Here is a 25,934-nt window from a genome sequence, read left to right as displayed (position 1 = left end):
CGAGCAAGACTGATAGGAGTGCTGAGACAGCGACCGTTGCGAGTACGATCTTGGTTGCAGTGCTCATACTCGAGAGCAATCACTACCGTCGCTTAAATCCATCTGTCTCCCGCTCATCGGGCCACGAAAACGCAAAACGTGCTACGCGTCGTCACCGTCGCCATCGCGCCAAGAGTCAGGAACATCGATGACGTATCGGCCGTCTTCTTGCAACGAGATAATGTACTCCTCGCGGTTGTACAGTTCCATCAGATTGAGTTCGTACTGGCCGGGCCGAACGATCTTGATGCTCTCGAACTGTTGGTTGAGTTCCTCTCGAAGGTCCTCAATCGATGGCTCGTCGCCAGTCGGTTCGCTGACGACACGGCCATGCTCCGGCGGCGCGTCGCTCGAGTCAGGCGCGTCCGGTGTCGCCGAGTCGGCTGGCGGTTGTGTAGCGGATTCTGCACTCGGAGTCTCCGGCTGCTCGACACTCGAGTTTGAGTGGACAGACAGTTCGTCCTTGGAGACGACACCGCTTCGGGCGTCTGCCTGCGCGTCGTTTTCGTCGTCCGCGTACGTGGTCGTCGGACGCGCCGTTGGCCCCGAGTTATTCTCGACCTGTGGGCTCGAGTCATCGGCGTCCGCCCGCGAGTCAGCAGTTTGTGGACCCGCGTTGTCGGAGGGAGACGTCGATGCAGACGGCGCCGTCGAATCGGCTCTCGGGCTTGCATCCGCTGGCGTCGAATCGGTTGCGTTCGTAGACGATGAATCGGTCGAGGGAGCAGATTCCGTCGACGAGCGATCTTCCGGTCTGCGAGCAGTTTCTGGCCACTCCGAAAACGCCCCTGTTTCGTCTGGAGCGTCGCTCGGAAGTGATTCGGTGGTCGCGGTTTCGGGCCACGCTCGGTCGTCTCCGTCTGAGTCCGAGGGGGAGTCGGTTCCACTCGAACTTGAGGGCGTCTCGGAATTCGATGAAGACGGTGGGGTGCTCGAGGATGTTTCGGAACTCGAGGGAGTACCCGAGGCGGCTTGCGAACTCGAAGCTGATGTGGCGCTCGAGGCCGTCGATGGGGTGTTCGAGCGAGTGGATTGTGCCGAGTCGGATTCAGAGGTCACCCAGTCACGAACGGTTTCTGCCGCGCGGGCGGTGACGCTCTCGCTCTCGGCGCTGGCTGTCGAAGCGTCTGCGTCGCTTCCAGTAGCGGCCGTGGCGGACTCATCAGTTGTGATGCCCGCCGTTTCGTTTGTCCCGGATGCCGCAGACTCGCTGGAACTGCCGGTGGCGGTTGCACTCGAACTCGAGGGCGTGAACTGAAACTTGTTCCCGCCACAGTCGGGACATCCTGACAGCATCTCTTTGGAGCCGTCAGGGAACGTCCGGCCGCAGTTCGTACATTGGTGTGGCATTAGTGGTCAGTCCCGGGAGACGAGCGCGCTGATCAGCGTTTCGTCCTTGTGAAGCGTTTCGATCTGGTTTGCCGGCCCGATGACCGTGAGTTTCGTATCCGCTTGCTCGCTCCCCATGATCCGGCCAAGCAGGGACGAATCGCGCGAGTCCGACTTGGGATACGTTTCGATTTCGATCCCGTTGAACTCGTCCGGGCTGATTTCGGCCATCGTCACCTCGATGAGGCGACTCTCCTCGTCGGGCGTCAATCCCTCCTCGAGGATGACGATGTTGCCATCGTGGACGCCATCGAGGATCATACGGATCTTCTCCATCGAGGCCATCCCTTCCATTCGCTCGCCGCTGATCAGATCGATCTGGACACCGTTTTCGGGCGACTCAGAGTCATCATTGGTTGCTTGTGGCATCGAAATCACCCGAAGTAGTCCGCGATGTTATCGTAGACTTCGTCCATGTTATCGCCTTCTTTCGCCGACAGCGGGACCGTCTTGTGCTGTGGGAAGGCGTCTTCGATCCGTTTCACGCTCGAGTCGTCCAGGTCAATCTTGTTCGCGAAGATAAGAACAGGGAGATCGCGAGATTCGATAATCCCGATCAACATGGTGTTGACCTGCGTGATCGGATCTTCCGCGCTATCTAGGACGTAGATGACGCCGTCGACATCCTCGCGCAGCCAGTGCATCGCTTCAGCGACACCTTCGGTGGCTTCTCGAGAGCGACGGATTGCGTCGTCTTCGTCCATTTCGTCGGTGAACTCTTCGTAGTCGACTTTCGTCGTCACACCGGGCGTGTCGACGATGTCGATCGTCACCGTGTTTCCGTCGCGTTCAATCTCGACGTTTTCTTTTCTACGTGCGCGACGTGTTTCGTGTGGAACGTGACTTTCCGTGCCGACGGCGTCACCAGTCCAGTCGCGTGCGATACGGTTCGCGAGGGTCGTCTTACCAGCGTTCGGCGGACCATAGATTCCAATACGTTTGGGTTCCTGTTCTGAGAACAGGCGATCCGTAACCCGAGAGACACTATCTTTGAGTTCTGTGAACAATCCCATCTGTAAGGGCCTCCAGCACCGCGGGGTGCATCTGCGCGTACTACTGACTGAATTCACTTAAGCTTATGTCTGTCCTATCGACTAACCAATAGGATAGAACTACCAGTACAGAGATGCGCTGTATAAGTGTTTGAAATCAGACCTGTGATAGTTGTGATTTGTTAGGGAGAACGATCGACGTCACACCCCCACCCCTTTGTTTCGACTGGAGACGCCAACTGCTGGGGAGGGGCATTGTTTCTCAGCTGGGTACAGGATGCGCTTTGTTCACCTCGAACCGGAGAGAGATGGCGTCTCCCTCATGAATCCAGCAGGTACGGGATGTCTAGTAACTCAAGATGCTCTAGAGACCTATTCTAGTAGGAACTAGTAACAATAGCAGATACATCTAGTAATCTATCTGCTTTGCTAGGACTGCGGATACTGTTTCTTACCCACCTACCTAAACCTTCCCGTTCTAGAAGCCATCGTTCCCCCACCCCCTCTCGTTCACCGTTCCACTCGAAACAAAGGGGTGGGGGGCATCCGGCCCGTTCCGAACACTCATGTCCCTTGGTAGCACACTCCAATACAACTCGAAGAAACAGCACACTCAGGAATGTGACAAATCCTCTAATCGAGATGGGAACAAGCCGGTCGTAACTTCGGGTCATCGTCGCCTATGCAGTCTACTCGTGACACCCGTCGTCTACTGAAGGGAAGAATTTAATACGTCCGTCTTCCTTTGTTTCGTTTGCATCAACTGGACCCGGACCAGGTTTCCACATTCGTAAATGGTGCTCTTTGGCCCATCTACACGCAATAATTCCTGTTCTGGGTTCGTGATTCCACCTGAAACCAGGGGGTACGTGTACGAGGAATGTCAAACGACGATACGGAACCACCACAGTCAGAGACGACCGAGATCGACAACCGAGATGGGTTTTCAGCGGACCTCGAGGGAACCGATCTTGGCGGCGATGAGCCCAAGCAGGGGCTGTTCGACGACCTCCTCAGCGGAGAGCCGATCTTCGAGAACAAGGAAGTGCTGCGCCCCTCCTATACGCCACACGAACTCCCACACCGGAGCGATCAGATCAACAAGATGGCGACGATCCTCGTTGCTGCCCTTCGCGGCGAGACGCCATCGAACATCCTGATCTACGGCAAGACCGGGACCGGCAAGACCGCGAGCGCCAAGTTCGTTAGTAAGGAACTCGAGAGCACGTCCCAGAAATACAGTGTCCCCTGTGACGTCGAGTACATCAACTGCGAGGTGACCGACACGCAGTATCGCGTTCTCGCACAACTCGCGAATAAGTTCATCGAGAAGAACAAAGCTCGGATCGACGACCAGGTTGACTCTCTCGAGACGCTTCGAGACGCACTCGAAGAGTACGAGGACGGCACAGACGAGTCAGTCGACCTCGAGGTCGACCCCGACGTGTTCGACGACGCCGACGAATCCGCCACCCCAGGCGTTTCTACTGGACCCGCCAATCAGCCGACGGAGCGCAATTCTCCAGGCGAAACAGGGGGGTCTGATTCGGGCGGACAAGCGGGTGAAGACGGTCGTGAGACTGGTCCCGATCACGACGGCACATCCCCCACCGGTTCGGATGCAACTGAGACGGATGACCACCCGCTTGCGTCGACGCCATTCGATTCGCGTGAGGAAATCGACGACCGAATCGAATCACTCGAGGACGACAAAGATTCCTTCGAGGACGTGCCGATGACGGGGTGGCCGACCGACCGCGTCTACAGCGTTTTCTTCGATGCCGTCGATTACGACGAACGGGTGGTCGTTATCATGTTAGACGAGATCGACAAACTCGTCGAGAAAAGCGGTGACGACACGCTCTATAATCTCTCGCGGATGAACTCCGAACTCAAGAATTCGCGGGTCTCGATCATCGGCATCTCGAACGATCTGAAATTCACGGACTTTCTCGACCCGCGCGTCAAGTCTTCGCTTGGCGAGGAAGAGATTGTCTTCCCACCGTACGACGCGAATCAGTTGCGAGACATCTTAGAACATCGCTCCGAAGTCGCGTTCAAAGGCGGGGCGCTTTCGGATGACGTGATTCCGCTGTGTGCAGCGTTTGCCGCGCAGGAACACGGCGATGCGCGCCGAGCGCTCGATCTGTTGCGGACGGCGGGTGAACTCGCCGAACGTTCGCAAGCCGAGACGATCATCGAAGAACACGTCCGCGAGGCCCAGGATAAGATCGAACTCGATCGCGTCGTCGAGGTCGTCCGAACCCTCCCCACGCAATCGAAACTCGTCCTCTTCGCGATCATCTTGCTCGAGAAAAACGGCGTTCACAGCATCAACACGGGCGAGGTGTTCAATATCTACAAACGGCTTTGTGAGGAGATCGATGCTGACGTACTCACCCAGCGACGGGTAACGGACCTCATTAGCGAACTCGATATGCTCGGGATCGTCAATGCTGTGGTTGTCTCGAAGGGGCGGTACGGCCGAACCAAAGAGATCAGCCTCTCGGTGCCCATCGACGAAACCGAAGCCGTTCTCCTGTCGGATTCGCGCCTCTCCGATATCGACGATGTTCAGCCGTTCGTCCAGGCTCGATTCGAAAACTAAGCGTGAACACCCTTCGATCGAAACGGCGATCATAACCTGACAGCGGCGGGCCTCCACAACAGCGCTATCTCTTTCCTCGAGATTACCATACCTGACTTGTGGTTCCCGTACTGGAGGGAGAGAACAATAGGGAGTGGAGATATCAGTCTCGAGTTCGACCTGCAGCAACGGCGAGACCGGTACTGACACTGGCGACGCCGGTTGCACCGAGGGCACTCACCGAGAGTGTCTGTGGGTCCATCACATCGACCGCACTGGCGGGGACGTCGATTACGGGTGCTGGGGCGGCCATTCCGGCAAAGAAGTCTTCGAAGGCCAGTCGAACGTGGCCGAGCCACGGGATGCGAAAGGAGGCTTTGCCAGTAACCCACTCGGGTTTGACGACATCGCTGACATGACCGCGGTGTTGGTCGTAGCCGCTGTTTGCATCGCCTTTCGTGATGAACCCGGCGTGCTCTGCGGGACAGGTGTTGACCTGTTCGCAGGTGGTGTCACCGATGATATCTTCGTCGGCTTGTGCAACCCAGTCGTCGCCTTCATCGACCCAGAAGTGTGCGCGATGGATGACGGGCGTCTGGTACTCAGAACCGTCGGGCTGGAAGATGATGACATCACCGTCCTCGCCGAACTTATCGTGGCCCTCGCTCGTCTCCATCGGAACAACACCTGTTCCGTCTACCGGCTCATCGCCAACGAAGCGGTCGTCGTCGACAACGAAGATCAGGTCACCACGTTCCATGTTCGGCTCCATACTGCCGCTCTCGACGGCGACCAGCGGCGGCCAGACACCGCTGACCGTGAACAGCAAGAGCCCGATCACGGCGACGATTGCGACACTGCTTACGATATCTCGCGTAATGGCGACGCGCTCGTCATTGGTGTTGAGAAACCAGCGAACGTATCCGTCGTCCGCAATCGTCACGTCGTTCGATTGGTCAGTTGCTGCTGGCGGTTGCTCACTACCGTGGCCGTCTTGGTCCGTTTCTACAGGCGGCTGCCGATCAGCGCCGTCGTCACGGTCTTCCCAGTCGTCATCGTCGTCGAACCTGCCGGCGTCGGGCCCGCTCATTGTCCCGTCCTTTGCTAGGGGCGAAAATCAACCTTCTGCTCATACGCACGAGTTTGCTCGAGTCATCGCTATTCTTTTTGCCACCCTCACGAATGCGAATCGTGTGCCTCTCGAGGACCACGCCCGAATCGTCAGCGAACTCACCAGCCGCGGCTACAATGCCGAACGCGAAGCCGTGACACAACTCGCGGCTGCAGACCAGCCCGCGGCCGTCCTCGAGTTCCTTCTCGACGAACTGCCGGCGGATGCGCTGGTCGTCCGCTCGACGCACGTCGAATCGGCGCGGTCGGCCCTCGAGACCGACGCCGCCGCGACGAATCCGGACCCTGCTCCCGACGCCGCCGCACAGGCTGACTCGACCCCCTCTGTTTCGACTGGAACGACCCAGCCCACGGCGGGTGGCTCTGGGGCTGAAACTCCAGTCGAAACGGAGGGGTCTCAGCCCATCGAACGGAGCGTCGATCACGACCTACGCGACCTCGAGATAACGGGGGATATGACCGGTCAGAGCACCGGCACGGGCGACTATTCGGATTTCGTGACGGTGTTTCGGGATCGCCTCGAGCGACTCGGATCCAAGCTCCGTGGGCGGATCAATCACCGACCGGCGACGGCGATACAGTCGATGCCCGGCGGGAGCGAGGTTGCGATGGTGGGTCTGGTCAACGACGTTCGCTCGACGGCCAGCGGTCACTGGCTGGTCGAACTCGAGGATGCCACCGGAACGTTCCCGTGGCTCGTGATGAAAGATCGGGAGTACGCTGATCTGGTGGGCGAACTGCTCTGTGACGAGGCGCTGGCGATGGAGGGGACACTCTCCGATGACGCCGGCATCGCGTTCGTCGATTCGATGTACTTCCCGGATGTACCGCGAACGCACGAGCCATCGACGGCGGATCGCCACGTTCAGGCGGCACTCATCAGCGATGTCCACGTCGGCAGCGACGAGTTCATGGCCGACGCCTGGAACGATTTTTCCGACTGGCTCCACACGGAGCAGGCCAAACACGTCGAGTACCTGCTCATCGCGGGCGATATGGTCGAAGGGGTTGGCGTCTACCCCAATCAGGACGACGAACTCGAGATCATCGACATCTACGAGCAGTACGAGGCGTTTAACGAACGGCTCAAGCAGGTACCCGGCGATCTCGACGTCGTCATGATTCCGGGGAACCACGACGCGGTGCGACTGGCCGAACCCCAGCCCGGATTTGACGAGAAACTCCGAGGAATCATGTCCGCGCACGATCCACAGATCGTGAGCAATCCCTCGACGGTCACGCTCGAGGGCGTGTCTGTCCTGATGTATCACGGGGTTTCGCTGGATGAGGTCATCGCGGAGTTACCCGAGGAGAAAGCGAACTACGACGAGCCACACAAGGCGATGTTCCAACTGCTGAAAAAGCGCCACGTCGCCCCGCAGTTCGGCGGACACACTCGATTGGCGCCTGAGGAGGAGGACTATCTCGTCATTGACGAGGTGCCGGACATTTTCCACACGGGCCACGTCCACAAACTCGGCTTTGGCAAGTATCACAACGTGCTTGCGATCAACTCGGGCTGTTGGCAGTCACAGACGGACTTCCAGAAGAGCGTCAACATCGATCCGGACGCTGGATTCGCGCCAATCGTCGATCTCGATACACTCGATGTGACCGTTCAGAAGTTCAGTTGAGAGCCGCCTCGATTGTGGGACGGGCGTCTGCTCACGCCTCGACCGTTGCTTCGAATCCGTCTCCGGTCAGCGAAATCGTCAGTTCATCGACGACGGCGCGGTACCGCTTGCAGTGATTTCCGTCGGGACTGATCTGTGGCTCTGAGTTGACGAGTCCGGCATCCGCAAGATCGTTCAGTCGCCGATAGATCGTCACCTTCGAGCCCGAACACCGATCCGTAATCTCTCGAGCAGTCGCTGGTTCCTCGCGAAGCACTGCAAAGATCTCTTGGACGTACTCGTCGCCAAGCAGTGTCAGCGCTGCTTCGACGTCGACGCTTGCCTCGAGTTTCTGTCGTCGATAGTGCTGTCGTGCCATATATCCCTCTATACTGTGGGGGTTATTCAGTAGTATCCTGAAACTATGGTTACAATCGATACTACTATAGTATCGGTACTAATTATACTATTTGTAATGACAGGTGATACGGAACTTCGCCCAATCGTCGAGGTCCACATCGCTCCACTTGGCTACGAGTACGATCGTATCTGCCAACCTGTCCTCCAGTACGGTGCTGATCTGCTGTACTTGCTCGCCGACGACGACAGCGAGGAGGTCCCCTATCACGACAATCTGGTTGAAGAACTCTCTGACCACGATGTCTCGGTTCATGTTCGCGAAATCGATCTAGGTGATATGTACGACGTCCTCGGCGAAATCACAACCATCGTCGACGAGTACCGAGAGGACATCGTCCGCGTCAACGTCTCGAGTGGCCCGAAACTGGCGGATATCGGTGCGGCGCTCGCGTGCATGGCGACGGACGCAAACGGCTACTACGTCCATCCCGAAGAGCGGGCCCACCCGGTCACCGATACGCCGCGAACGGCAGGCATGACGGTCGCTGAACAGTTACCCTCCTATCCGCTCGAGACGCCGACGGCGGATCAAGTTCGTATCCTGAACTTCATCGAAAACACGGATACGGCAGCCTACACGCCGAAAAAGAGTGACCTGATAGACTTCGCAGAGGAACACGATCTCACGTTTATCACGAAATCCCAACCGGCGAACGACAAGGCGAAATTCGCCCTGTTGAACAACCGGATCATCGACCCGCTGCTCGAGGTTGGCTATATTCGGGTCGAATCAGTCGGCCGGACCAAACAGGTATTGCTGACCGAGACTGGAGAGAACGCGCTGCGAGCGTTTCGCCACAAACTGTAACGCTACGCTGAGGGCTCGAGTCGAAACCGAACCGTCTGGGCTCCGTTGAATCGCGGCCCAAGGCCCTGGCGTTCGAAGCCGAGTTCTTCGGCGGCACCGATGATTGCGTCTGTTTCCGGGGAGACGAGCACTTCGACGGCCATCGATTCGCGCTCGGCAAAGCGGACTGGCTCGCCGAGCAGTCGCTTACACGCCTCGCCAGTTCCGTCGAGTTGGGTTATATGAACTGTTTCTTCGCGCGCGTCAAAACTGATGAAACCCAGCAGATCCTCGGGATTCGAACCGTCATACTGTGACTCTTCAATATCTGCGTTCGGATCGTGGGTGCCGTCTTCGGCGACGCGAACCGTCCGGTCATGGACGAGATTTCGCATCACGTCGGTCGGCGAATCAGCAATGGCCGCGAGCGCGTCCGCATCAGCCTCGAGGGCATCCCGTACGTTCATCGTGGTATGATAATTACTCCCACGACTATAAATCCCGCCCGCGGGTGGCACAACACGCAATGGGACACAGTTATTTGCACGCTCTGGTAACGACGGTGTATGAGCCACGCCACCGGTATGCGAACTGCGTGTGAGGTGTCAGTATGCGAGTTGTAGCCAAATTCGGCGGAACCAGTCTCGGCAGCGGTGACCGAATCGATCGCGCTGCAGACTCCGTCGCTGCAGCGGTCGAGGACGGCCACGAAATCGCCGTCGTCGCCAGTGCAATGGGATCGACCACGGACGACTTGCTCGAGGACATCACCTTCGAGACAGACGAAATGGACCGTGCTCAGATCGTCAGTATGGGCGAGCGAACATCCGTGCGGATGCTCAAAGCTGCTCTCTCCTCGCGCGGAATCGAGGCTCGATTCTTAGAGCCTGGTAGCGACGACTGGCCGGTTATCACGGACGAGTACGGCGAAGTCGATGTCGAAGAAACGCAGGCACGTGCACTCGACCTCGCTGCGGAGATGGACGGTGTCGTCCCGGTCCTTACTGGCTTCCTCGCGCAAGGTCCGGACGGTTCGATCACGACACTTGGCCGTGGTGGCAGTGACACGACGGCCGTCATGATGGGCAAGTACATGGACGCCGACGAGGTCGTCATCGTGACCGACGTCGAGGGCGTTATGACCGGCGACCCGAACGTCGTCGAAGGCGCTCGTAACGTTGGCGAGATTTCGGTTGACGAACTCCGGAACCTCTCGTTCCGTGGCGCCGAGGTCGTTGCCCCTTCCGCACTGTCGTATAAGTCCGGCAAGCTCGACGTTCGCGTTGTCCACTACCAGCATGGCGACCTCCTCGACGGCGGGACGAGTATCGAAGGCGAGTTCAAGAACCTCGTCGACCTGCGCGAGCGTCCACTCGCCTGCCTGACCGTCGCCGGTCGGGCAATCCGCAACGAACCCGGAATCTTCCAGCATCTCTCGGAAGCCCTCGGCGAGAGCAACGTCAACATCGACGCTGTCGCCAGTGGGATGGACACGATCACGTTCTATATCGACGAGTCCGAAGCCGAACGCGCCGAAAACATCCTCCACCGCGAGGTCATCGCCCGCGACGAACTCTCGAGTGTGACCGTCGATTCGCCAACCGCTGTCATCCGTGTGACGGGTGGGGAACTGCCAAATCAGCCGGGCATTATCAACGAGATCGTCAAGCCGATCGCCGAAGAACGCATCCACCTGCAGGATGTCGTCACCAGCGCAACCAGCGTTGCCCTGTTCGTCGAGTGGGACGACCGCGAGAAAACCCTCGAGTTGACACAGGACCTGTTCTAACCGTTCGCTCGAGTCCGTTCTCGAGTCCGTTCGTTCTCGAGCGGTATCCGACAGCCGACCGAGTTGTGCTACTGTTTTGCCTGCGGAGATCGGTTGTCCGCGAGCGATATCTGAGTCGGTTGGCGTCCCCTCGTGTCGGTGATCGTGCGGACGAGACAGCTTCGCCGGAACTGTCCGATCCCAGCCGAATCTCTCCGTTAGACGCCACATTCCGTCACTCAATTTCAACTATCTTGGCAGTGTGACGGCTGTATGGTGAGCTATAAATCGAAATCCGTCGAGCGCATCCAGTTGCCCTCGAGGGAGGAACGCGAGCGCAACTTGCAGCAGGCTCAGTATAATGTCTTCAATCTGTCCGCCGAATCCGTCTTCATCGACCTGCTCACTGACAGCGGAACGGGCGCGATGAGCGACGAGCAGTGGGCTGCGCTCTTGCGAGGCGACGAAGCCTACGCCGGCTCGCGCAGTTTTAAGCGCCTCGAGTCGGCGGTTGCGGACGTGATGGGCTTCGAGTACGTCATCCCGGCCCATCAGGGCCGAGGTGCGGAAAACGTTCTCTATGGGACGCTTCTCGAGGAAGACACTGCGGCCGTCGTTCCGAACAATACCCATTTCGATACCACTCGCGCACACGTTGCGAATCAGGACGCTGAACCGGTTGACTGTCCAGCCCCTGCGGCCCACGACCCAGATGCGACAGGGCCGTTCAAGGGGAACACTTCGCTCGAGGCGCTTCGCGCGCTCGTCGACGATGTTGGAGCCGACCGCGTTCCGCTGGTGATTCAGACGATTACGAACAATTCAGCGGCAGGCCAGCCGGTGAGCATCGAAAACACTCGTCAAGTTCGTGAGTTCGCCGACGAGATTGACGCAACGTTCGTCATCGACGCCTGTCGGTTCGCCGAGAACGCCTACTTCGTCGCCCAACACGAAGACGAGTTCGACGGAGCCGATATCGACGCCATCGCCCGCGAGCAACTCGGCTACGCCGACGCGATCGTCATGAGCGGGAAGAAAGATGGCCTGGTAAACACCGGCGGCTTCGTTGCAACCGACCTTCCCGATCTGTTCGACCGTTGCAAGCAGCGAGCGATTCTCTACGAGGGCTTTCCAACCTACGGCGGGATGGCCGGGCGCGACCTTGCCGCAATGGCTGTCGGCCTGCGCGAAGCCGTCACCGAATCGTACGTCGCCGACCGCGTCGAACAGGTTCGAACGTTTGGCTCGCTGCTCGCCGAGGTCGGCGCGCCAGTCTACACGCCGACCGGCGGCCACGCGGTCTATCTCGACGCGGCCGAAGCCCTACCCCATCTCGAGGCCACGGCATTTCCGGGGCAGGCGCTGGTCTGTGAACTCTATCGGGAAGGCGGCGTCCGCGGGGTCGAACTTGGGAGTTTTGCGTTCCCGGACGCCGACCGTCCGGAACTGGTTCGTCTTGCCGTGCCGCGTCGGACCTACCACCGCGAGCACTTCGAACACGTCGCTGAGACGGTCGAGACCGTCCTCGAGAACAGTGGTGCGATTTCGGGACTCGAGATTTCGACGGATCCTGCGATTCCGGAGTTGCGTCACTTTACGGCGGGACTCGAGCCGGTATCGCCCTGAGCGGGCGTGTCTGGAACCGGTCGTTAGCGACTCGAGACCATCCCGCGTGCCCGTTCGCGAAGCGTCGGATCGGGCTCGGGTTCTGATCGACTCTGGAGGCGTTGAGCGGCGGTTCGAACGCCGTGTTTTGCGGATTCGGAGCCGGCGAGGCTAATCGCCCAGTCGGGGACCTGTGATTCGATTTCGGCGCGTTTCTGTTCTTTTACCTGACTGTACTGCCGGAGGAGCAAGCCGACGCCGATGAACATGCCGGCGTCGAGTAGTTCTCGGCGGAACCGTTCCTGGTCGTTGCGTACCGCGATGGCCTTGACGAGCGAGAGGCCGCCAATCGCGAGGTAGAGTTTTGAGCTTCTCGATGGGTCGCTGCTGAGTAACCGTCCGAGTGCCATGCGACGCCACGTACCACGCTCGGGGCCTTAAAACTGCAACGCGAAGTCGCGTGTTGTGAGATGTAGGGTTCGAGTTCGATGGGAACTCTGCGTGTACTCACTGCTCATCCATCGGTTTCGTTCACCGACTGCGTGTCTGGTTCTGCCGCCATATCGTCCGTTGCATTATCGAACACTGTTTCGTCCGTCTCGTCGTCCGTCTCTGGTGGTTCCGGCGGCGTTACGTCCGCCCACTCGTCGCCGAACTCGGTCTCCCACTCCTCGAGCCAGGCCGGAAGTGAGACACTCAGATCATCGTAGTCTGCGGTTACTGCCTGTGTTTCGGTGGGTTCGTCACCCAGGTCGTCGAACGCCGCGGGTAACTCAACGTACGCCTCGTCGACGGCAGGATACTGGACGTTTCGAAGCGCGAGTTCAGCCTGTGCCGTCTCCGAGAGCACGAAATCAATAAATTCGTAGGCGAGTTCCGGCCGCGGCGTCGTCTCGAAAACGCCGATACCTTCGGTGACCTGGAAGTACTGGCCCTCGAGGCTGGTCGTCTGATGTCGGGTGAGATCGCGGCCGGCCTCGGCTGCGCCAACGGGGTCGCTCGAGTACGAGACGACCAGCGGGCGCTCGCCGGCGAGATACGTCCGATAGGCATCTGACCAGTTGTCGTGTACCTCGAGACCGTTGTCGGCCAGTGCTTGCCAGTACTCGAGGTAGTCATCGCCGTATTCAGCAATTGTCCACAGCAAGAATGCAAGTCCGGGGTTGGATGTCCGTGGGTCCTGTGCGAGCAGCGTCCCCGCGGTGTCTTCCTCGAGGAGTGCATCGAACGTTTCGGGTGGTTCCGACCCGAATTCGTTCTCATCGAAGATGAGCGAGAGATAGCCTGTCTCAAACGGCAACACTCGGTTAGCCGGATCGTCAAAGGCGAGGTCACTTCGAATTCGCTGGTCATGCTCGAGGACCTCGCGATCGATGCGCTCGAAGAGTGCGCCAGCACTGAGTGCGTCATCAATGCGAACGAGGTCGCCAGCAGTTAGTCCGAGATAGACGTCTGCACCGAGGCTGGTCTCGAGTTCGCCACGGCGGATGAAGTGATCAATGCCGGCCTCTGGGACGCGCCAGCGAAGATCGGCGTCGTACTCCTCCTCAAACGTTTCTTTGAGCCACGCGCCAGCAGATGTTTCGCCGGTAACCATCGACGAGTAGGTCGCAACACGCAGGGCGTCGTCGGCGGGACCGTTGTCGGTGTCTTCTTGCGGATCGTCGCTTTCCTCACGGGTGAAACACCCTGCAAGCCCGGCGACGCCGACGCTCGAGCCCACGCCAACACGTCGGACGAACGCCCGTCGGTTCATTGTACGCACATTCGCGTGGGATGGCTTAAGGCCGATGCTACCCCTTCGGTGGGAACAATTTTACGCCCTCAGTGACTGTCTTCTGTAGATGTCGAACGAGCGTGCCACCCCGGCTGCGGACCCTCCAACGCCGGGCGCGAAGCAATCATCCGACTCGAGCCGAAGGCGTCGATACGTGCTCGCCGGAATCGTCCTCGTGCTGGGGGTCATTACGGGTGCAATTTTGCTCGAGGTTCTCAGTACAATCTTGCTCGCGCTGACGGTCGCGTACGTCCTGTTGCCGGTTCACGCCTGGCTCGTTCGTCGTGGCCTCTCGGAGTGGCTGAGTGCGGTCGTCGCGACGATGATCGGTTTTGCCAGCGCGCTTGCGGTTTTTTCGCCGCTCGTTGGCACGCTCTACTTTCGACTCGAGGAGGTTATAGCACTCATCGAGGGGTTGCCAGACGAGATTCCGGTCACCGCCTTCGACGTGACCTACGTTATCGAGGTTGCACACGTTCAGTCACTCGCAGTCGACGCACTCACTAGCATCGGAGCCTCGGTCGCGCTCGCGTTGCCAGTGCTTGCGATCAAGTTCGCGCTGTTCGTTATTTTGCTGTTCGCGCTGTTGCTCAAAGGCGATGCCGCCGGTCGGGCCGCAATCGCGCCGGTCCCGCACGACTACCGGGACATCGTGTACGCACTCGCTCGGCGCACTCGAGAGACGCTGTATGCAATCTACGTTCTGCAACTTGCAACCTCGCTTGCGACGCTTGTCATTGCGTATCCACTGTTCTGGGGACTCGGCTACGAGATGGCTTTTACGCTCGCACTCATCGCTGCCATCCTCCAGTTCGTGCCGATCATCGGCCCGAGCCTGCTGATCGCACCGATTGCACTCTATCACGTCGCAGCGGGCGAACTCATGGCAGCAACGCTGGTTGGCGTCCTCGGCATCGCCTTCGTCGCCTGGCTGCCCGATATTGCGGTGCGACCTCGCCTCGCCCGCCGGTCTGCGGGACTGCCCGGCAGTCTCTACTTCGTCGGCTTCACAGGTGGCCTCTTTACGCTCGGGGCAATCGGCATCGTCGTCGGCCCGCTGATCGTCGCCGTCTTCGTCGAAGCCGTTGACCTCCTCGCGGACGAAGTCAACGGCGATGTTTCCCTCGAGACGCTCGCCGAGGACGCACTCGAGTCTGGGGATGCTCCTGAAGCCGACCCGAGCACTGAACCGCCTGAAACCCCGTCGGAGCCACCGATCGCCGACGATTAACGGCGTCGATACTGTCCACCCCGATTTTTGAGGCTGCCCATCGTTGAAACGGGTATGGTGACCGGCCGAACACTCGTCCACGCACTCGTTGGTGCACTCGTCGGCGTCGTCCTCTCGTTTATCCCATTCTCGACCGTCATCGGTGGCGCGGTCGCGGGCTTTCTCGAGGGTCCAGATGGTCGCGACGGGGCTGTCGTCGGGGCGCTTGCGGGCGCGATCACGTTCGTGCCGATTCTCGCGGGTGTGTTCCTCGTCGCGGCAGTGTTCGGAGTTGGTGTCGGCGTCGCCGCGATTCCGCTCGAGGGCGGCGCACTGGCGCTGGTCCTGATTGGGTTCCTGTCGATGATCGTCCTCCTCTATACCGTCGGGCTGGCGCTTCTGGGTGGCTATCTCGGTGCGTATCTCGCCAGCCAGTATCCCGAGCAGTATGCCAGCACACGCGAGTCACTCGGCAGTGGCTCACACACGTCCGCTGGACGCTACTCGAGGCCGGACTCGTGGGATGCCCACGACCGGTCGCCACGCGAGCGCGGCCGAACACACGAACACGAGCGTGACCGATGGGGGAGCCCGGATTCTCGAGACGACCGATCACGGTCCCGTTCGTGGTCGCACGACCACACTGGCGACGACCGTTCGAACAGCGGGCCAGACGGAGAGACGTTTCAGCCAGACCCGAACCACCGACACGACCCGGCGCGCTGGCTCGAGAGCGATGAGGCCAACGATAAGACTGGCGTGAACTCGGAGACGGAGCAACATCGCGAAACTGAACGCGAACGCGACCGCGAGTAATTAGGAGAATTTGGCGAGTGCTGAACGTCCGTCGTGTCGGCCTGTCGCATAGAGTGCCCCATCGATCACTGCGGGACCGTACGAGAGGCCGCCTCTATCGCTTTCCCACTCGAGCGAGCCACTTTCGCCGTCGAACGCAGCAATCCGATTCGACGTACCTGTCGTCGACGATCCGACCGTCGTGATGATCAGGCCGTCGCCGATGACGGGGCCACCGGAGTACATCGAGAGCACCCGACTCGAGCGCCAGACGCGGTCGCCCGTCTCGGGATCGAGAACGGTGATCGCGTCGTCGCTCGTTTCGGCACAGACGATGCCGTTGCCGACTGCAAGCGTCTCGACTTGGCCGTCTGTGACGCCAGTTTGCCACCGCTCGTCGCCGTCCTGGTCGATGGCGCTGACGCTGCCGGCGTCGGTGCCGACGTAAATCCGCGAGTCGGTCACGACTGGGCCGCCACCGATTGGCCCGTCGGCCTTTGCGTGCCAGCGCTCCTCGCCGGTGTCGCGCTCAAGGGCGTACAGGGTTGCATCGCCGCCGCCGACGTAGACGGTCTCTCCCTCGAGTGCGGCGACTGCAGTCGGCTGTAATCCGATCTGGTATTCCCACTCGCGCTCACCAGTCTCGAGTGAATGGGCCGCGAGACCGAGGGTGGTTCTCCCGAAAACGAACTCGTCGCCCGCGGTCGGGTTCGGACCGAGCGAACTGATCGAGAACGCATTCTCGAGTTGCCAGCGTTCGTCGCCGGTGTCGCGGTCGAACGCCCAGAGTGCCGACCGAGAGGCGATCAGGACGGCCTCGTCGGTGATGATTGGATTGCTTCGCGGTTCGAACTCGCCGCTCGCGATTTCATCGTCGACCGTCCACTCGCGCTCGCCGCGGTCGGCGTCGATGAGAAACAGCGAATCAACCTGGTTTGAGCCGACGACCGCTCCCTCGTGACCGACTGGCTGGGTGTGTCCGACGTGGGTGTCGTAGGCATCAGCCCACTCGAGGCTCGGGTCCTCGGGAACAGCGTCGGCTGGGACGGAGCGCGTGTTCGCGGGGTCGCCGTGGGTGACCATCCACGACGATGTATCTGCTGCGAGTGAGGGATCGACTGAGACGGAGCCGTCGAAGGTCTTGAGGCCCGGTGTGAGACGATCACTACAGCCTGCGACCGTGCCCACGACGCCCGCTGCCCCTGCCGAAAGCAGCACTCGGCGTCCGACTCGAGTCATGGTGCCACCTTCGCGATTCGTCCCTCACGCGTACTCGCGTATAGCGCGCCGTTTGCGATAGCGTGGCCCGCCATCGCTGGGCCGAACGTGCGCGTCCCCGGGCTGAAATACGCGCTTTCCTCGTGATTCCCAACCTCGCCCCACAGGTGCTCGCCGCTTGCACGCTCGAGTGCGCCGAAGCCAACGGCGACGAGGTCGCCCGCGACTGCGGGTGTCGTGGTTATCGGTACACGATCAGGTCCTTGTAACGAGGTCGATTCCGACGCGAGATTGACGTGTCGCCACCGGTGTTGCTCACTTTCGCTGTCGATGGCGTAGACGTTCTTTGCAGCGACATACACTGTGTTGTCGTCGACTGCGGGTGCGCTCGTCGTATAGCCCGTCGCAAACGTCCACTCGCGGGTGCCGTCTGCGAGGTTCACGGCGTGGAGCCGTTCGTCGCCGACGGCGTAGACAACTCCATCCCCGATGACGGGTGATCGTGGGGTACTCCGCCCCTCGAGGTCCATCGTCCAGCGCTCCTCGCCGGTGTCGCGCTCGAGGGCGCGTACGAGTCCACTGGACCTCGAGCCATCGTCAACCCCAGTCGTGACGACGACCGCGTCATCGGAGATAGCAGGTCGACCAGTGGCTTCGTACTCGTCGCCGAAGCCGACCCGCTCGCGCAGGCCGCCGGCCCGTGCGTCCCAGCAGCGCTCGCCGGTCGCGGCGTCAATCGCGTGGACGCGTCCGTCGTCAGTCTGGACGTAACACCAGCCGTCGGCGACTGCGGGCGTTCTGACCGCATCTCCGAGGTCGGTCGTCCACTCGGGTTCGCCGGTTTCGGCCTCGAGTCGCGCGAGCGTGCCATCGGCGCTGCCGACTAAAACGCCGTCACCAACGCGTACGGGTGCCCCACCGGCCCGTTCTGCGAGGGTGTACTCCCACTCGAGTTCGCCGGTCGATTCCTCGAGTGCTAACAGGACGCCGCCGTCGCTCTCACGGTTCCACCCACCCGGCAGGCCGTAGCTGACGTAAACGCGCTCGCCGTCGACGACCGGCGCGCTCGTGCCGCCGTTGATCCCGTCGTCGGCTTGCTCCCAGAGTTCGACGTGCCAGTGTTCGATGTCGTCGGGCTCGAGCGAGTCGCCGTCGCCATTGTCATCGTTGACGGCACTGCTCGGCTCGTCATCGGCCCCGATACTCGCGTTCGCAGCGTCGAAGCCCGCCATTGGCCAGCCGGCTGGCAGGGGTTCGGCATCCGCTCGGGGAGGGCACTCGTCCTCGAGACAGCCGGCGAGGGTGACGGTTCCCGTGCCGGCGACAGCCGCGAGGACCTGGCGGCGTCGCATACGCACAGATCTAACAGCGAAGATATATGTTTTGTCGTTACCGTCAGCCGAACAGACGGCACACAGTCACTCGTATCGGAGTGCGTCTATCGGGTCGGTTCGGGCGGCTTGCCAGGCGGGATAGAGTCCAGAGACGACACCGACGAGGACGCCGACAGCGATTGCGAGCGCGACGTACTCGTAGGGATAGACCAGTGGCAGGTCGATGTACCACGCACCCAGATAGCCCACTGCGAGCCCAAGCGCGGTGCCAAGCACCGCCCCGATTGCGCCGAGGATCACGGCTTCGGTCAAGAACAGTCCGAGAACGTCCCGGTTCTGCGCGCCAACGGCTTTCATGATCCCGATTTCGCGCGTCCGCTCGGTCACCGAGACCAGCATGATGTTCGCGATCCCAATCGAGCCGACGACCAGCGAGATAGCCGCAATGCCGACGATGAAGTTCTGTAGCAGATCCAGTATATCCTCGAGTTGCTGGAGCAGTTCGGTACTCGTCTGCAGCGTCATCTCGAGATCATCACCCAGCAGTTCGCCCGCATCGGAGTCTCCGCTCTCGAGATAGGCGAGTGCGCTTTCTCGAGCGGCGTCGATGTCGGCCTCGTCAGCCGAGTCGGCCTGGACGACGATGGCGAGAAAGAGCGCGTCGTCGCCGGTGTCGGTTTCATCGCCGTCTTCTGCACCGTCCGCTGTGTCATCGCCGTCTTCCGCACCGTCATCACCGCCCGGAACAGGGACCATGTCACCGCCTGCCTCGGTGTAGAAGGGGTCAGTAGGCACGTACACCCGCGGCGACGGCTCGAAGCCCTCGAACGGGCTCAGCCCCTCCGAACTGTCCGTAATTCCGACTACCGTGACGGTCGTCGTCTCGCCACCCTGAAGCGCGATGGTGAGTTCGTCGTCGACGGAGACGTTCTCCTCGAACTGCTCGGCGACGGCCGGGTTGATCACCGCCTCCTGTTCGCCCTGCTCGAACTGGCGGCCCTCCTCGAGCGTTCCCTCCCTGATATACGGCGGCCCGGCGGCGACGAGGGCGTCGCTCTGGGGCGAAATTTCGTCTTCGAAGACGAGTGCCTGCGTCGACAACGGCATGTAGCCGTAGGCCGCGTCGATGTCGGCCTCCCCGTCGAGCGTCTCGAGATCATGTTCGCTCACCACTGGCTGTGCGCCCGCGAGTGGGCCACCTTCGGTATCGGGATCGGACGCCCAGCCGTAGACGTTGCGCTGATCGTCTGGGCTAATGTCGCCGATAACGCCCGCCTGCAGGCTTGCACCGAGCGTGACGAAGGCGATGACGGCGGCGATGCCGATCACCACGCCAAGCGTCGTCAGCGCCGAGCGCAGTTTGTGTCCGCGGATCGACCGCCAGGCCAATCCCAGCAACTCGAGTGGTCCCATTACTTTTGCCCCGACTCCGGCGGGGTGTCATCGTCTGCAGTTGCGTCTCCCTCTGGTGTCATGGCCGCTCCATCGTCGAGCGACTCGATTCGCTCGAGTTCCCCATCGAGGACGTGGACGATCCGCTCGGCGCGCTCGGCGACGTGGCGCTCGTGGGTGACGACGACCATCGTCGTCCCAGCGTCATGAAACTCGGCGAAGAGATCGAGCACGTCCGCTTCGGTCTCGGTATCGAGATTACCCGACGGCTCGTCGGCCAACACGATTGCGGGATCGTTCACCAGTGCGCGAGCGAGCGCCACTCGCTGGCGCTGGCCGCCGGACAACTCGTTTGGCATATGATCGGTCCGGTCGCCCAGTCCCACGCGCTCGAGTAGCTCCCGTGCTCGGTCGTGGCGCTCACCGCGGTCAATCCCCTGAAACAACTGCGGCAGCGCAACGTTCTCGAGGGCGTTCAGTCGTGGCATCAAATTGAACGTCTGGAAGACGAACCCGACCGTCGTCCCCCGGAGCCGGGTCCGCTCACGGTCGCTCAACTGGCTTACGTCCGCGCCGTCGACGACGACGGTGCCCTCCGTCGGCGTATCCAGACAGCCCACGAGGTTCATCAGCGTCGACTTTCCCGACCCACTCGGCCCCATAATCGCCGTGTACGAGCCGCGTGGTATCTCGAGCGAGACGCCATCCAGCGCGTGGACCGGCTCGCCGAGCTGGTAGGTCTTGCGGACGTTCTCGAGGGTGACTGCGCTTCCCGTTCCCGTCGACTCCGCATTCGACGCGGGTTCTGCCGCCGGTCCCGACTGTCCGCCTGCACCCGATGTCATAGGTGTCGGACCACGGAGGCCGGGAAAAAGGTTCGCCGATCAATCCTCGAAAATATATAGTGTATCCTGCATAACACTCGAGACGATGCCCGAGTCCCCTCCCGATACGCCTCCCGACGAAAGCGCCCCTTCCATCGAGGACGACGGCCTCGTTCGCTGGTTTCTGCGGACTGATGACGCTCGCGTCGTTGCGATACGTGACATCGGCCAGGTTGTCGCAGTTGTGGCCCTCATCGGCCTGTTGCTGTTCGGGATCAGCGGTGTCTGGCCGCCGATGGTCGCCATCGAAAGCCCCAGCATGGAACCAAACGCGAACACTGGCGACCTCGTCTTCGTTGTCGACACCGAGCGCTTCGTCGGCGACGATCCGGTCGAGGGAACTGGCGTCGTTCCGATGACCACCGGCGAAGACAACGGCCACGAGAAATTCGGTCAGGCTGGCGACGTGATAATCTTCGCGCCCGACGGCGACGCCCACGAAACGCCGATCATCCACCGCGCACACTTCTGGGTCGATGAGGGTGACGACTGGGTTGCACAGGCCGATCCGGACATCATCGGCGACACGACCTGTGAGCAGGTCAGTACCTGTCCCGCAGAGCACGCCGGGTTCATCACGAAAGGCGACGCTACCGACGGCTACGACCAACACGGAAACCACGCCAGCGATGTCGTCAAACCCGACTGGATCACCAGCAAAGCCTCGTTCCGCATCCCATGGCTCGGCCACGTCCGCCTCGCGTTCGAGTCGCTCGTCTCGAGCGTCGTCGTCCTGTCCGCTCTCTCGAGTTCTCGAGTGCGTTGAGTCTTACCGACGAATTGTATCCACGAACTCGAGCCAGCGCTCGTGATCCTCGAGTGTCGCCGAGCGAGACTCAGACCCGAATCGGCCGCGCCGGAGACTCCGCAGGGCGTTCGCGGCGCGGTCGATGCCGGCGATTGCTTCGACGATTTCGTCGCCCTCCTCGCGGTCGATTGGGGCCGACTCGAGGCGCTGAACGAGGCGTTTGCGCTCGTTCGTGAGTTCCTTTCGCGTCTCGTGCAGCAGCGGTTTGGCCTCGTCAGGGATACCGTCGACCTTGCGCGTCTCGATGAGGAACTCTTCAAGTGGGAGTTCGTCGTCGCCAACGGTGATCGTCTCGGGAAGTTCCTGCCCGATAGTCGCACTCTGCCGGTTGGCTCGCTCGAGGAGGTTCCGTCGTTCCGCGGTGTCCATACCGGCGGCAATGAATGTAAGCGAAAAACCAATTTCGGTTGCTCGAGCGGAGTCGCGACCGAGAGATACACCTTTTTCCCGTCGCCCCGCACCCGTTGGAGTATGAAGACGGCAGGTGGCACCGACGCAGCGAAGCGACGGGCGGGCGAACGCGCAGCCGAAGACGTCGACAACGGCGACGTCGTCGGGCTTGGAACCGGGTCGACGACCGCCTACGCCATCGACGCCATCGGTGAAGCAGTCAGCGACGGCCTCGAGGTGCGTGCCATTCCGACCTCGTTTCAGTCACGCCAGCGCGCACTCGAGGCGGGGATTCCGTTGACGAGCCTCGATGCGGTCGAAACAGTGGATATCGCAATCGATGGCGCAGATCAGGTCGTCGACGACGCCGACTCGAGTGGCTACGGCGCGCTGATCAAAGGCGGCGGCGCAGCGCATACGCGTGAGAAACTCGTCGATGCCGCCGCCGAGCGGTTCGTCGTCGTCGCTGATCCCTCGAAACTCGCGGATCGACTCGAGCGGTCGGTGCCGGTCGAAGTCATCCCTGAGGCTCACACTGTCGTCGCTGACCACGTACAGGAGCTGGGCGGTGAGCCAACGCTGCGCGATGCCGAACACAAGGACGGCCCCGTTGTGACCGACAACGGGAATCTGGTGCTCGATTGTGCGTTCGGCCCGATTGGTGATCCGGACGAGCTGGCGACGCAGCTATCCAGAATTCCCGGCGTCCTCGAGCATGGTCTCTTTGTCGACCTCGCGGACGTGACCTACGTTGGCCTCGAGGACGGTGTCGAGACTCGAGTGTACTGATTTTGCTCGTCGAGTGGGCGTCGCTATGACGACGCGGTGGTACGTTGAAATCCGTTCGACTGGTAGCGACGCTTATTCACGAGGTAGACGACGATGGCGACCCACAGCGCTGCAAGAAACGCGTATTGGGCATAGCCCGGTGGATAGCCCCAGCCGCGAGCGGCGGCGAACAGGTAGACAAGTACGCCGACGCCTATCGGCCCGCCGACGTACAGCCACACGCGTGGGAACCACTCCGTGCGCGCATCTCGAGGCGCGGTCACGCCAACGAACAGGCCGATGACGGCTGCGACCGATAGAAGCACTGTTGGAAACAGCAGTAACAGCGCGACGAGCGCGGCACCATCGCTTGCAGGTTCGAACCAGAGCAGACTTCCGAACGTGATCGGTGCCAGAATCGCGTAGCCGACAATCGAGAGCCACCAGCCCAGCGCTCCCTCTCCTCGTTCGGCGGTTGCCCCCGATTCGGGATCGACGACGCGATGCTCTCGCTCGAGTCGTGTCAGTACCCAGTCCGTGCCAATCGCGACGAGGGCTGTGATGAAGACGGCGAGTCCGACGCCGATTGCGAGAGTGACGAGCGATCCCACGAGTGTGACCACGATCCACGGCCAGGACGTACCGGCAATCGTCGTCGCCGAGTTCGCGCCGAAGATGATGATCGTCGCGAGCGAGCCGGCGAGCCCGGTCCAAATGCCCGCCCGTCGAGCGCTCGTTTCGCGGCCGTGATAGTAGTAGCCGACGACGACTCCGGCGAGCAGCAGGGCACTGCCTGAGACGGTGCCACCGAGGGCAGACGCCTCGCCGGTGACCGACTCCCAAGAGTCGACGACAGTGATCGGGACCGTCGCCAAACCGATGAGAATCGCGACCCGCAGTGACTCGTCACTGAGTCTGTCGCGGAGAGAGCGAAACAGGGACATAGATCGTATGTGCCCCGTTTCGCACGAAAGCTCTTCAACCTATTGTTCTATTGACTATTTCGCCGTAGCGTCGTCCGTCGGCGCATCCGTTCGCCCGATGAACAGTCCGAGAATCACGTACAGCACGCCGATAACTCGAGCAGCCGGCACCACCCACGGCTTCACCTCGAGGTCGGTCGGGTTCTTGTAGGCGATGGCGAGGCCGTATGCGAGCATCTGCTGGGGAATCGCTGCGAGCATGAAGCCGAGGAGGGTAAGGGGCGCACGCAGCGGTTTCGGGAACTGCCCGCGCAGCGCGAACGCACAGAACGCCAGCCCCTCGAGTCGGGCTATCGGGAGCGTCCACGACCGCAACTGGCCGTCCGCGGGATTCTCGAATGCGGCCTGTTCGGCCGCGCCAAGGATTCTGTCGGGAAGGAGCACGTAGCAGAGCCCGAAGCCAACCGCGAGTGCGCGTTTCATCGATACAACAGGTACGACCCCATGGACCAAAAAACTCGAGTGCTGATGGTGGCGGTGTGCTCATCCGAGTGGCAACGGCGATGGACACCTTTTCAATGGCTGTCTTCCATTCTTCAGTAGAGACGATTCGATGCCTGAGACATCCGACAGGAAAGACGATCACATCCGCATCATCGAAGAGGAAGACGTCGAGACCACCGGCGCCGGGTTCGCCGATATCGACCTCGTTCACGAGGCACTGCCGGAACTTCATCGCGACGAAATCGACACAACGACCACGTTGTTCGGCCACGAACTGGCCGCCCCCATCGTCATCGAGAGCATGACTGGCGGCCACCCGAACACGACGAAAATCAATCGCGCGCTCGCCGAAGCCGCCCAGGAGACGAACATTGCCATGGGCGTCGGGAGCCAGCGCGCCGGGATCGAACTCGAGGATGAAGCCCTTCTCGAGTCCTACACCGTGGTCCGCGACGTCGCACCCGATGCGTTCCTCTATGGAAACGTCGGCGCAGCACAGTTGCTCGAGTACGACGTCGACGACGTCGAGCAAGCCGTCGAGATGATCGACGCAGACGCGATGGCGATTCATCTGAACTTCCTCCAGGAGGCCGTTCAGCCGGAGGGCGATGTCGACGCTCGAGGCTGCCTCGAGGCGATCGAACACGTTGCAGCCGACCTTTCGGTGCCAGTAATCGTCAAGGAGACGGGTAACGGCATCTCGCGGGAAACGGCGGAGCGACTCGCTGACGCTGGCGTCAACGCAATCGATGTCGCTGGCCAGGGCGGAACGACGTGGTCCGGAATCGAGTCGTACCGAGCGGCCGCCGTCGGTGCCGACCGGCAGGAAGCGATTGGCCAACTGTTTCGTGCGTGGGGCGTCCCAACCGCCGTCAGTACGGCTGAGGCGGCGTCGGCCCACGAGACAGTTATCGCGAGCGGTGGCGTTCGCTCTGGACTGGACATTGCGAAGGCAATCGCACTCGGTGCACAGGCGGGTGGCCTCGCGAAACCGTTCCTCCGCCCGGCAGGGCAGGGAACAGACACCGTTATCGATTTGATCGAGACGCTGTCGCTCGAGCTTCGGACGGCGATGTTTGTCACCGGCTCGGCATCGATTGCGGACTTACAGAACGCAGAGTACGTCGTCTGCGGTCGGACCAACGAGTATCTCGAGCAGCGATAGCGCAGGGGAACGCGGACTTTTTCACCACTCGAGTACGCCGACGGCCCTGTGAGACTCCCAGCCCACTCAGTGGATGGTCACTGTTCGTTTGAGTAATCTGTCCGTACCTGTCGGTGTGGACTGTAGCGTCAATAAAACGGTAGTCAACAGGCGTTCCTTACAGGTCGCGGGGCTGGACCGTCTTCCGGTCGTTTGCTTCGGCACGTCGGGCGGCGTCTTCGAGCAGCTCGTCGACTTCCTCGTCGAGTGCGTCATAGAAGTCCGAGGCGACGTTCTTGTCATCGAGCGCTTCCTTCACGGCGGCTTTGACGATAAGGTCTGCCATACGATGTATCCGTTTCCTTTTCCTCCATATAAACATTCTGGTTACGGCACGATATATGGGGTCCTCAGGGGTTGATTCGTCCGTTTCGATGGTTGTTTTCACCGGAAAGT

Annotated in this window: 26 protein-coding genes; 10 read left to right on the top strand and 16 right to left on the bottom strand. The window is 61.0% G+C overall.

Features of this window, described 5'->3' with window-relative positions; translation table 11 throughout:
* Positions 1-141: 141 nt before the first annotated feature.
* The 3 genes from G6M89_RS06765 to G6M89_RS06755 are packed head-to-tail and all read right to left on the bottom strand — an operon-like array spanning position 142 to position 2,441.
* Positions 142-1,389 (bottom strand): Zn-ribbon containing protein, encoded by a 1,248-nt coding sequence (locus tag G6M89_RS06765; RefSeq protein ID WP_165161033.1) that lies wholly within the window; start codon positions 1,387-1,389, stop codon positions 142-144.
* 6 nt (positions 1,390-1,395) lie between these two features.
* Positions 1,396-1,797: a DUF2073 domain-containing protein gene (locus G6M89_RS06760; RefSeq protein ID WP_165161032.1), complete on the bottom strand. Its 402-nt coding sequence runs from the start codon at positions 1,795-1,797 to the stop codon at positions 1,396-1,398.
* Between the two features lie 5 nt (positions 1,798-1,802).
* Positions 1,803-2,441: an Era-like GTP-binding protein gene (locus tag G6M89_RS06755; RefSeq protein ID WP_165161031.1), complete on the bottom strand. Its 639-nt coding sequence runs from the start codon at positions 2,439-2,441 to the stop codon at positions 1,803-1,805.
* Positions 2,442-3,300: 859 nt separating this feature from the next.
* Here G6M89_RS06755 and G6M89_RS06750 point away from each other — a divergent pair.
* Complete coding sequence (locus G6M89_RS06750; RefSeq protein ID WP_165161030.1) at positions 3,301-5,028, top strand: AAA family ATPase; 1,728 nt, start codon at positions 3,301-3,303, stop codon at positions 5,026-5,028.
* 142 nt (positions 5,029-5,170) lie between these two features.
* On the opposite strand, the gene G6M89_RS06745 is transcribed toward G6M89_RS06750, so the two are convergent.
* Positions 5,171-6,097, bottom strand: a complete 927-nt coding sequence (locus tag G6M89_RS06745) for a S26 family signal peptidase (RefSeq protein WP_165161029.1) — start codon at positions 6,095-6,097, stop codon at positions 5,171-5,173.
* 103 nt (positions 6,098-6,200) lie between these two features.
* On the opposite strand from G6M89_RS06745, the gene G6M89_RS06740 reads away from it, so the two are divergent.
* Entirely contained in the window at positions 6,201-7,772 is a 1,572-nt protein-coding gene (locus G6M89_RS06740; protein WP_165161028.1) for a DNA-directed DNA polymerase II small subunit, read from the top strand.
* Positions 7,773-7,803: 31 nt separating this feature from the next.
* Here G6M89_RS06740 and G6M89_RS06735 read toward each other — a convergent pair whose 3' ends face one another.
* Entirely contained in the window at positions 7,804-8,130 is a 327-nt protein-coding gene (locus G6M89_RS06735) for a winged helix-turn-helix domain-containing protein (protein WP_165161027.1), read from the bottom strand.
* Between the two features lie 96 nt (positions 8,131-8,226).
* Here G6M89_RS06735 and G6M89_RS06730 point away from each other — a divergent pair, with 96 nt between their 5' ends.
* Positions 8,227-8,979 (top strand): DUF6293 family protein, encoded by a 753-nt coding sequence (locus tag G6M89_RS06730; protein ID WP_165161026.1) that lies wholly within the window; start codon positions 8,227-8,229, stop codon positions 8,977-8,979.
* 2 nt (positions 8,980-8,981) lie between these two features.
* Here the strand turns inward: G6M89_RS06730 and G6M89_RS06725 are convergent, their stop codons facing one another.
* Complete coding sequence (locus G6M89_RS06725; protein WP_165161025.1) at positions 8,982-9,425, bottom strand: hypothetical protein; 444 nt, start codon at positions 9,423-9,425, stop codon at positions 8,982-8,984.
* Positions 9,426-9,568: 143 nt separating this feature from the next.
* Between G6M89_RS06725 and G6M89_RS06720 the strand changes: the two genes are divergently transcribed.
* Positions 9,569-10,747, top strand: a complete 1,179-nt coding sequence (locus tag G6M89_RS06720; protein WP_165161024.1) for an aspartate kinase — start codon at positions 9,569-9,571, stop codon at positions 10,745-10,747.
* A 252-nt stretch (positions 10,748-10,999) separates the two neighbouring features.
* Positions 11,000-12,352, top strand: a complete 1,353-nt coding sequence (locus G6M89_RS06715) for a tryptophanase (RefSeq protein ID WP_165161023.1) — start codon at positions 11,000-11,002, stop codon at positions 12,350-12,352.
* A gap of 23 nt (positions 12,353-12,375) precedes the next feature.
* Here the strand turns inward: G6M89_RS06715 and G6M89_RS06710 are convergent, their stop codons facing one another.
* Both G6M89_RS06710 and G6M89_RS06705 read right to left on the bottom strand, forming a co-directional pair.
* Positions 12,376-12,741, bottom strand: coding sequence for a hypothetical protein (locus tag G6M89_RS06710; protein ID WP_165161022.1), 366 nt, complete (start codon positions 12,739-12,741; stop codon positions 12,376-12,378).
* Between the two features lie 104 nt (positions 12,742-12,845).
* Positions 12,846-14,087: a thiamine ABC transporter substrate binding subunit gene (locus G6M89_RS06705; protein WP_165161021.1), complete on the bottom strand. Its 1,242-nt coding sequence runs from the start codon at positions 14,085-14,087 to the stop codon at positions 12,846-12,848.
* Positions 14,088-14,175: 88 nt separating this feature from the next.
* Between G6M89_RS06705 and G6M89_RS06700 the strand changes: the two genes are divergently transcribed.
* Both G6M89_RS06700 and G6M89_RS06695 read left to right on the top strand, forming a co-directional pair.
* Positions 14,176-15,339, top strand: coding sequence for an AI-2E family transporter (locus G6M89_RS06700; RefSeq protein ID WP_206335455.1), 1,164 nt, complete (start codon positions 14,176-14,178; stop codon positions 15,337-15,339).
* Positions 15,340-15,393: 54 nt separating this feature from the next.
* Positions 15,394-16,134: a DUF5518 domain-containing protein gene (locus tag G6M89_RS06695; RefSeq protein ID WP_165161020.1), complete on the top strand. Its 741-nt coding sequence runs from the start codon at positions 15,394-15,396 to the stop codon at positions 16,132-16,134.
* Here the strand turns inward: G6M89_RS06695 and G6M89_RS06690 are convergent, their stop codons facing one another.
* The 4 genes from G6M89_RS06690 to G6M89_RS06675 all read right to left on the bottom strand — a co-directional run bounded on the left by G6M89_RS06690 (position 16,135) and on the right by G6M89_RS06675 (position 20,902).
* Positions 16,135-17,352: a PQQ-binding-like beta-propeller repeat protein gene (locus G6M89_RS06690; RefSeq protein WP_165161019.1), complete on the bottom strand. Its 1,218-nt coding sequence runs from the start codon at positions 17,350-17,352 to the stop codon at positions 16,135-16,137.
* Positions 17,349-18,683, bottom strand: a complete 1,335-nt coding sequence (locus G6M89_RS06685) for a PQQ-binding-like beta-propeller repeat protein (protein ID WP_165161018.1) — start codon at positions 18,681-18,683, stop codon at positions 17,349-17,351. The genes G6M89_RS06690 and G6M89_RS06685 overlap by 4 nt, the downstream gene beginning before the upstream one ends.
* Positions 18,684-18,749: 66 nt before the next feature.
* The gene (locus G6M89_RS06680; protein ID WP_165161017.1) at positions 18,750-20,078 is read right to left on the bottom strand and encodes an ABC transporter permease; all 1,329 of its coding nucleotides are present in this window, start codon (positions 20,076-20,078) and stop codon (positions 18,750-18,752) included.
* Positions 20,078-20,902 carry an ABC transporter ATP-binding protein gene (locus G6M89_RS06675; protein ID WP_241175228.1) on the bottom strand — a complete coding sequence of 275 codons (825 nt, stop codon included), beginning with the start codon at positions 20,900-20,902 and terminating at the stop codon, positions 20,078-20,080. Before G6M89_RS06675 ends, G6M89_RS06680 begins: the two co-directional genes overlap by 1 nt.
* A gap of 85 nt (positions 20,903-20,987) precedes the next feature.
* Between G6M89_RS06675 and G6M89_RS06670 the strand changes: the two genes are divergently transcribed.
* Positions 20,988-21,707, top strand: a complete 720-nt coding sequence (locus G6M89_RS06670) for a S26 family signal peptidase (RefSeq protein ID WP_165161016.1) — start codon at positions 20,988-20,990, stop codon at positions 21,705-21,707.
* A 3-nt stretch (positions 21,708-21,710) separates the two neighbouring features.
* On the opposite strand, the gene G6M89_RS06665 is transcribed toward G6M89_RS06670, so the two are convergent.
* Complete coding sequence (locus tag G6M89_RS06665; RefSeq protein WP_165161015.1) at positions 21,711-22,118, bottom strand: DUF5788 family protein; 408 nt, start codon at positions 22,116-22,118, stop codon at positions 21,711-21,713.
* 102 nt (positions 22,119-22,220) lie between these two features.
* Here G6M89_RS06665 and rpiA point away from each other — a divergent pair, with 102 nt between their 5' ends.
* Positions 22,221-22,928: a ribose-5-phosphate isomerase RpiA gene (rpiA, locus tag G6M89_RS06660; protein ID WP_165161014.1), complete on the top strand. Its 708-nt coding sequence runs from the start codon at positions 22,221-22,223 to the stop codon at positions 22,926-22,928.
* A 23-nt stretch (positions 22,929-22,951) separates the two neighbouring features.
* On the opposite strand, the gene G6M89_RS06655 is transcribed toward rpiA, so the two are convergent.
* Positions 22,952-23,851, bottom strand: coding sequence for a DUF5518 domain-containing protein (locus tag G6M89_RS06655; protein WP_165161013.1), 900 nt, complete (start codon positions 23,849-23,851; stop codon positions 22,952-22,954).
* 54 nt (positions 23,852-23,905) lie between these two features.
* On the bottom strand, positions 23,906-24,313 hold the full coding sequence (locus G6M89_RS06650) for a hypothetical protein (protein WP_165161012.1): 408 nt from the start codon (positions 24,311-24,313) through the stop codon (positions 23,906-23,908).
* A gap of 130 nt (positions 24,314-24,443) precedes the next feature.
* Between G6M89_RS06650 and fni the strand changes: the two genes are divergently transcribed.
* A complete protein-coding gene (fni, locus tag G6M89_RS06645; protein WP_165161011.1) occupies positions 24,444-25,499 on the top strand; it encodes a type 2 isopentenyl-diphosphate Delta-isomerase in 1,056 nt (351 codons plus the stop codon).
* 157 nt (positions 25,500-25,656) lie between these two features.
* Here the strand turns inward: fni and G6M89_RS06640 are convergent, their stop codons facing one another.
* Positions 25,657-25,824 (bottom strand): DUF1931 family protein, encoded by a 168-nt coding sequence (locus G6M89_RS06640; RefSeq protein WP_004267503.1) that lies wholly within the window; start codon positions 25,822-25,824, stop codon positions 25,657-25,659.
* Positions 25,825-25,934: the final 110 nt, after the last annotated feature.

Origin of the sequence: Natronolimnobius sp. AArcel1, from assembly GCF_011043775.1 — an archaeon.
Taxonomy (GTDB): Archaea; Halobacteriota; Halobacteria; order Halobacteriales; family Natrialbaceae; genus Natronolimnobius.
The sequence above is the reverse complement of the archived record's forward strand: the minus strand, read 5'-3'. Positions and strand labels throughout refer to the sequence as shown.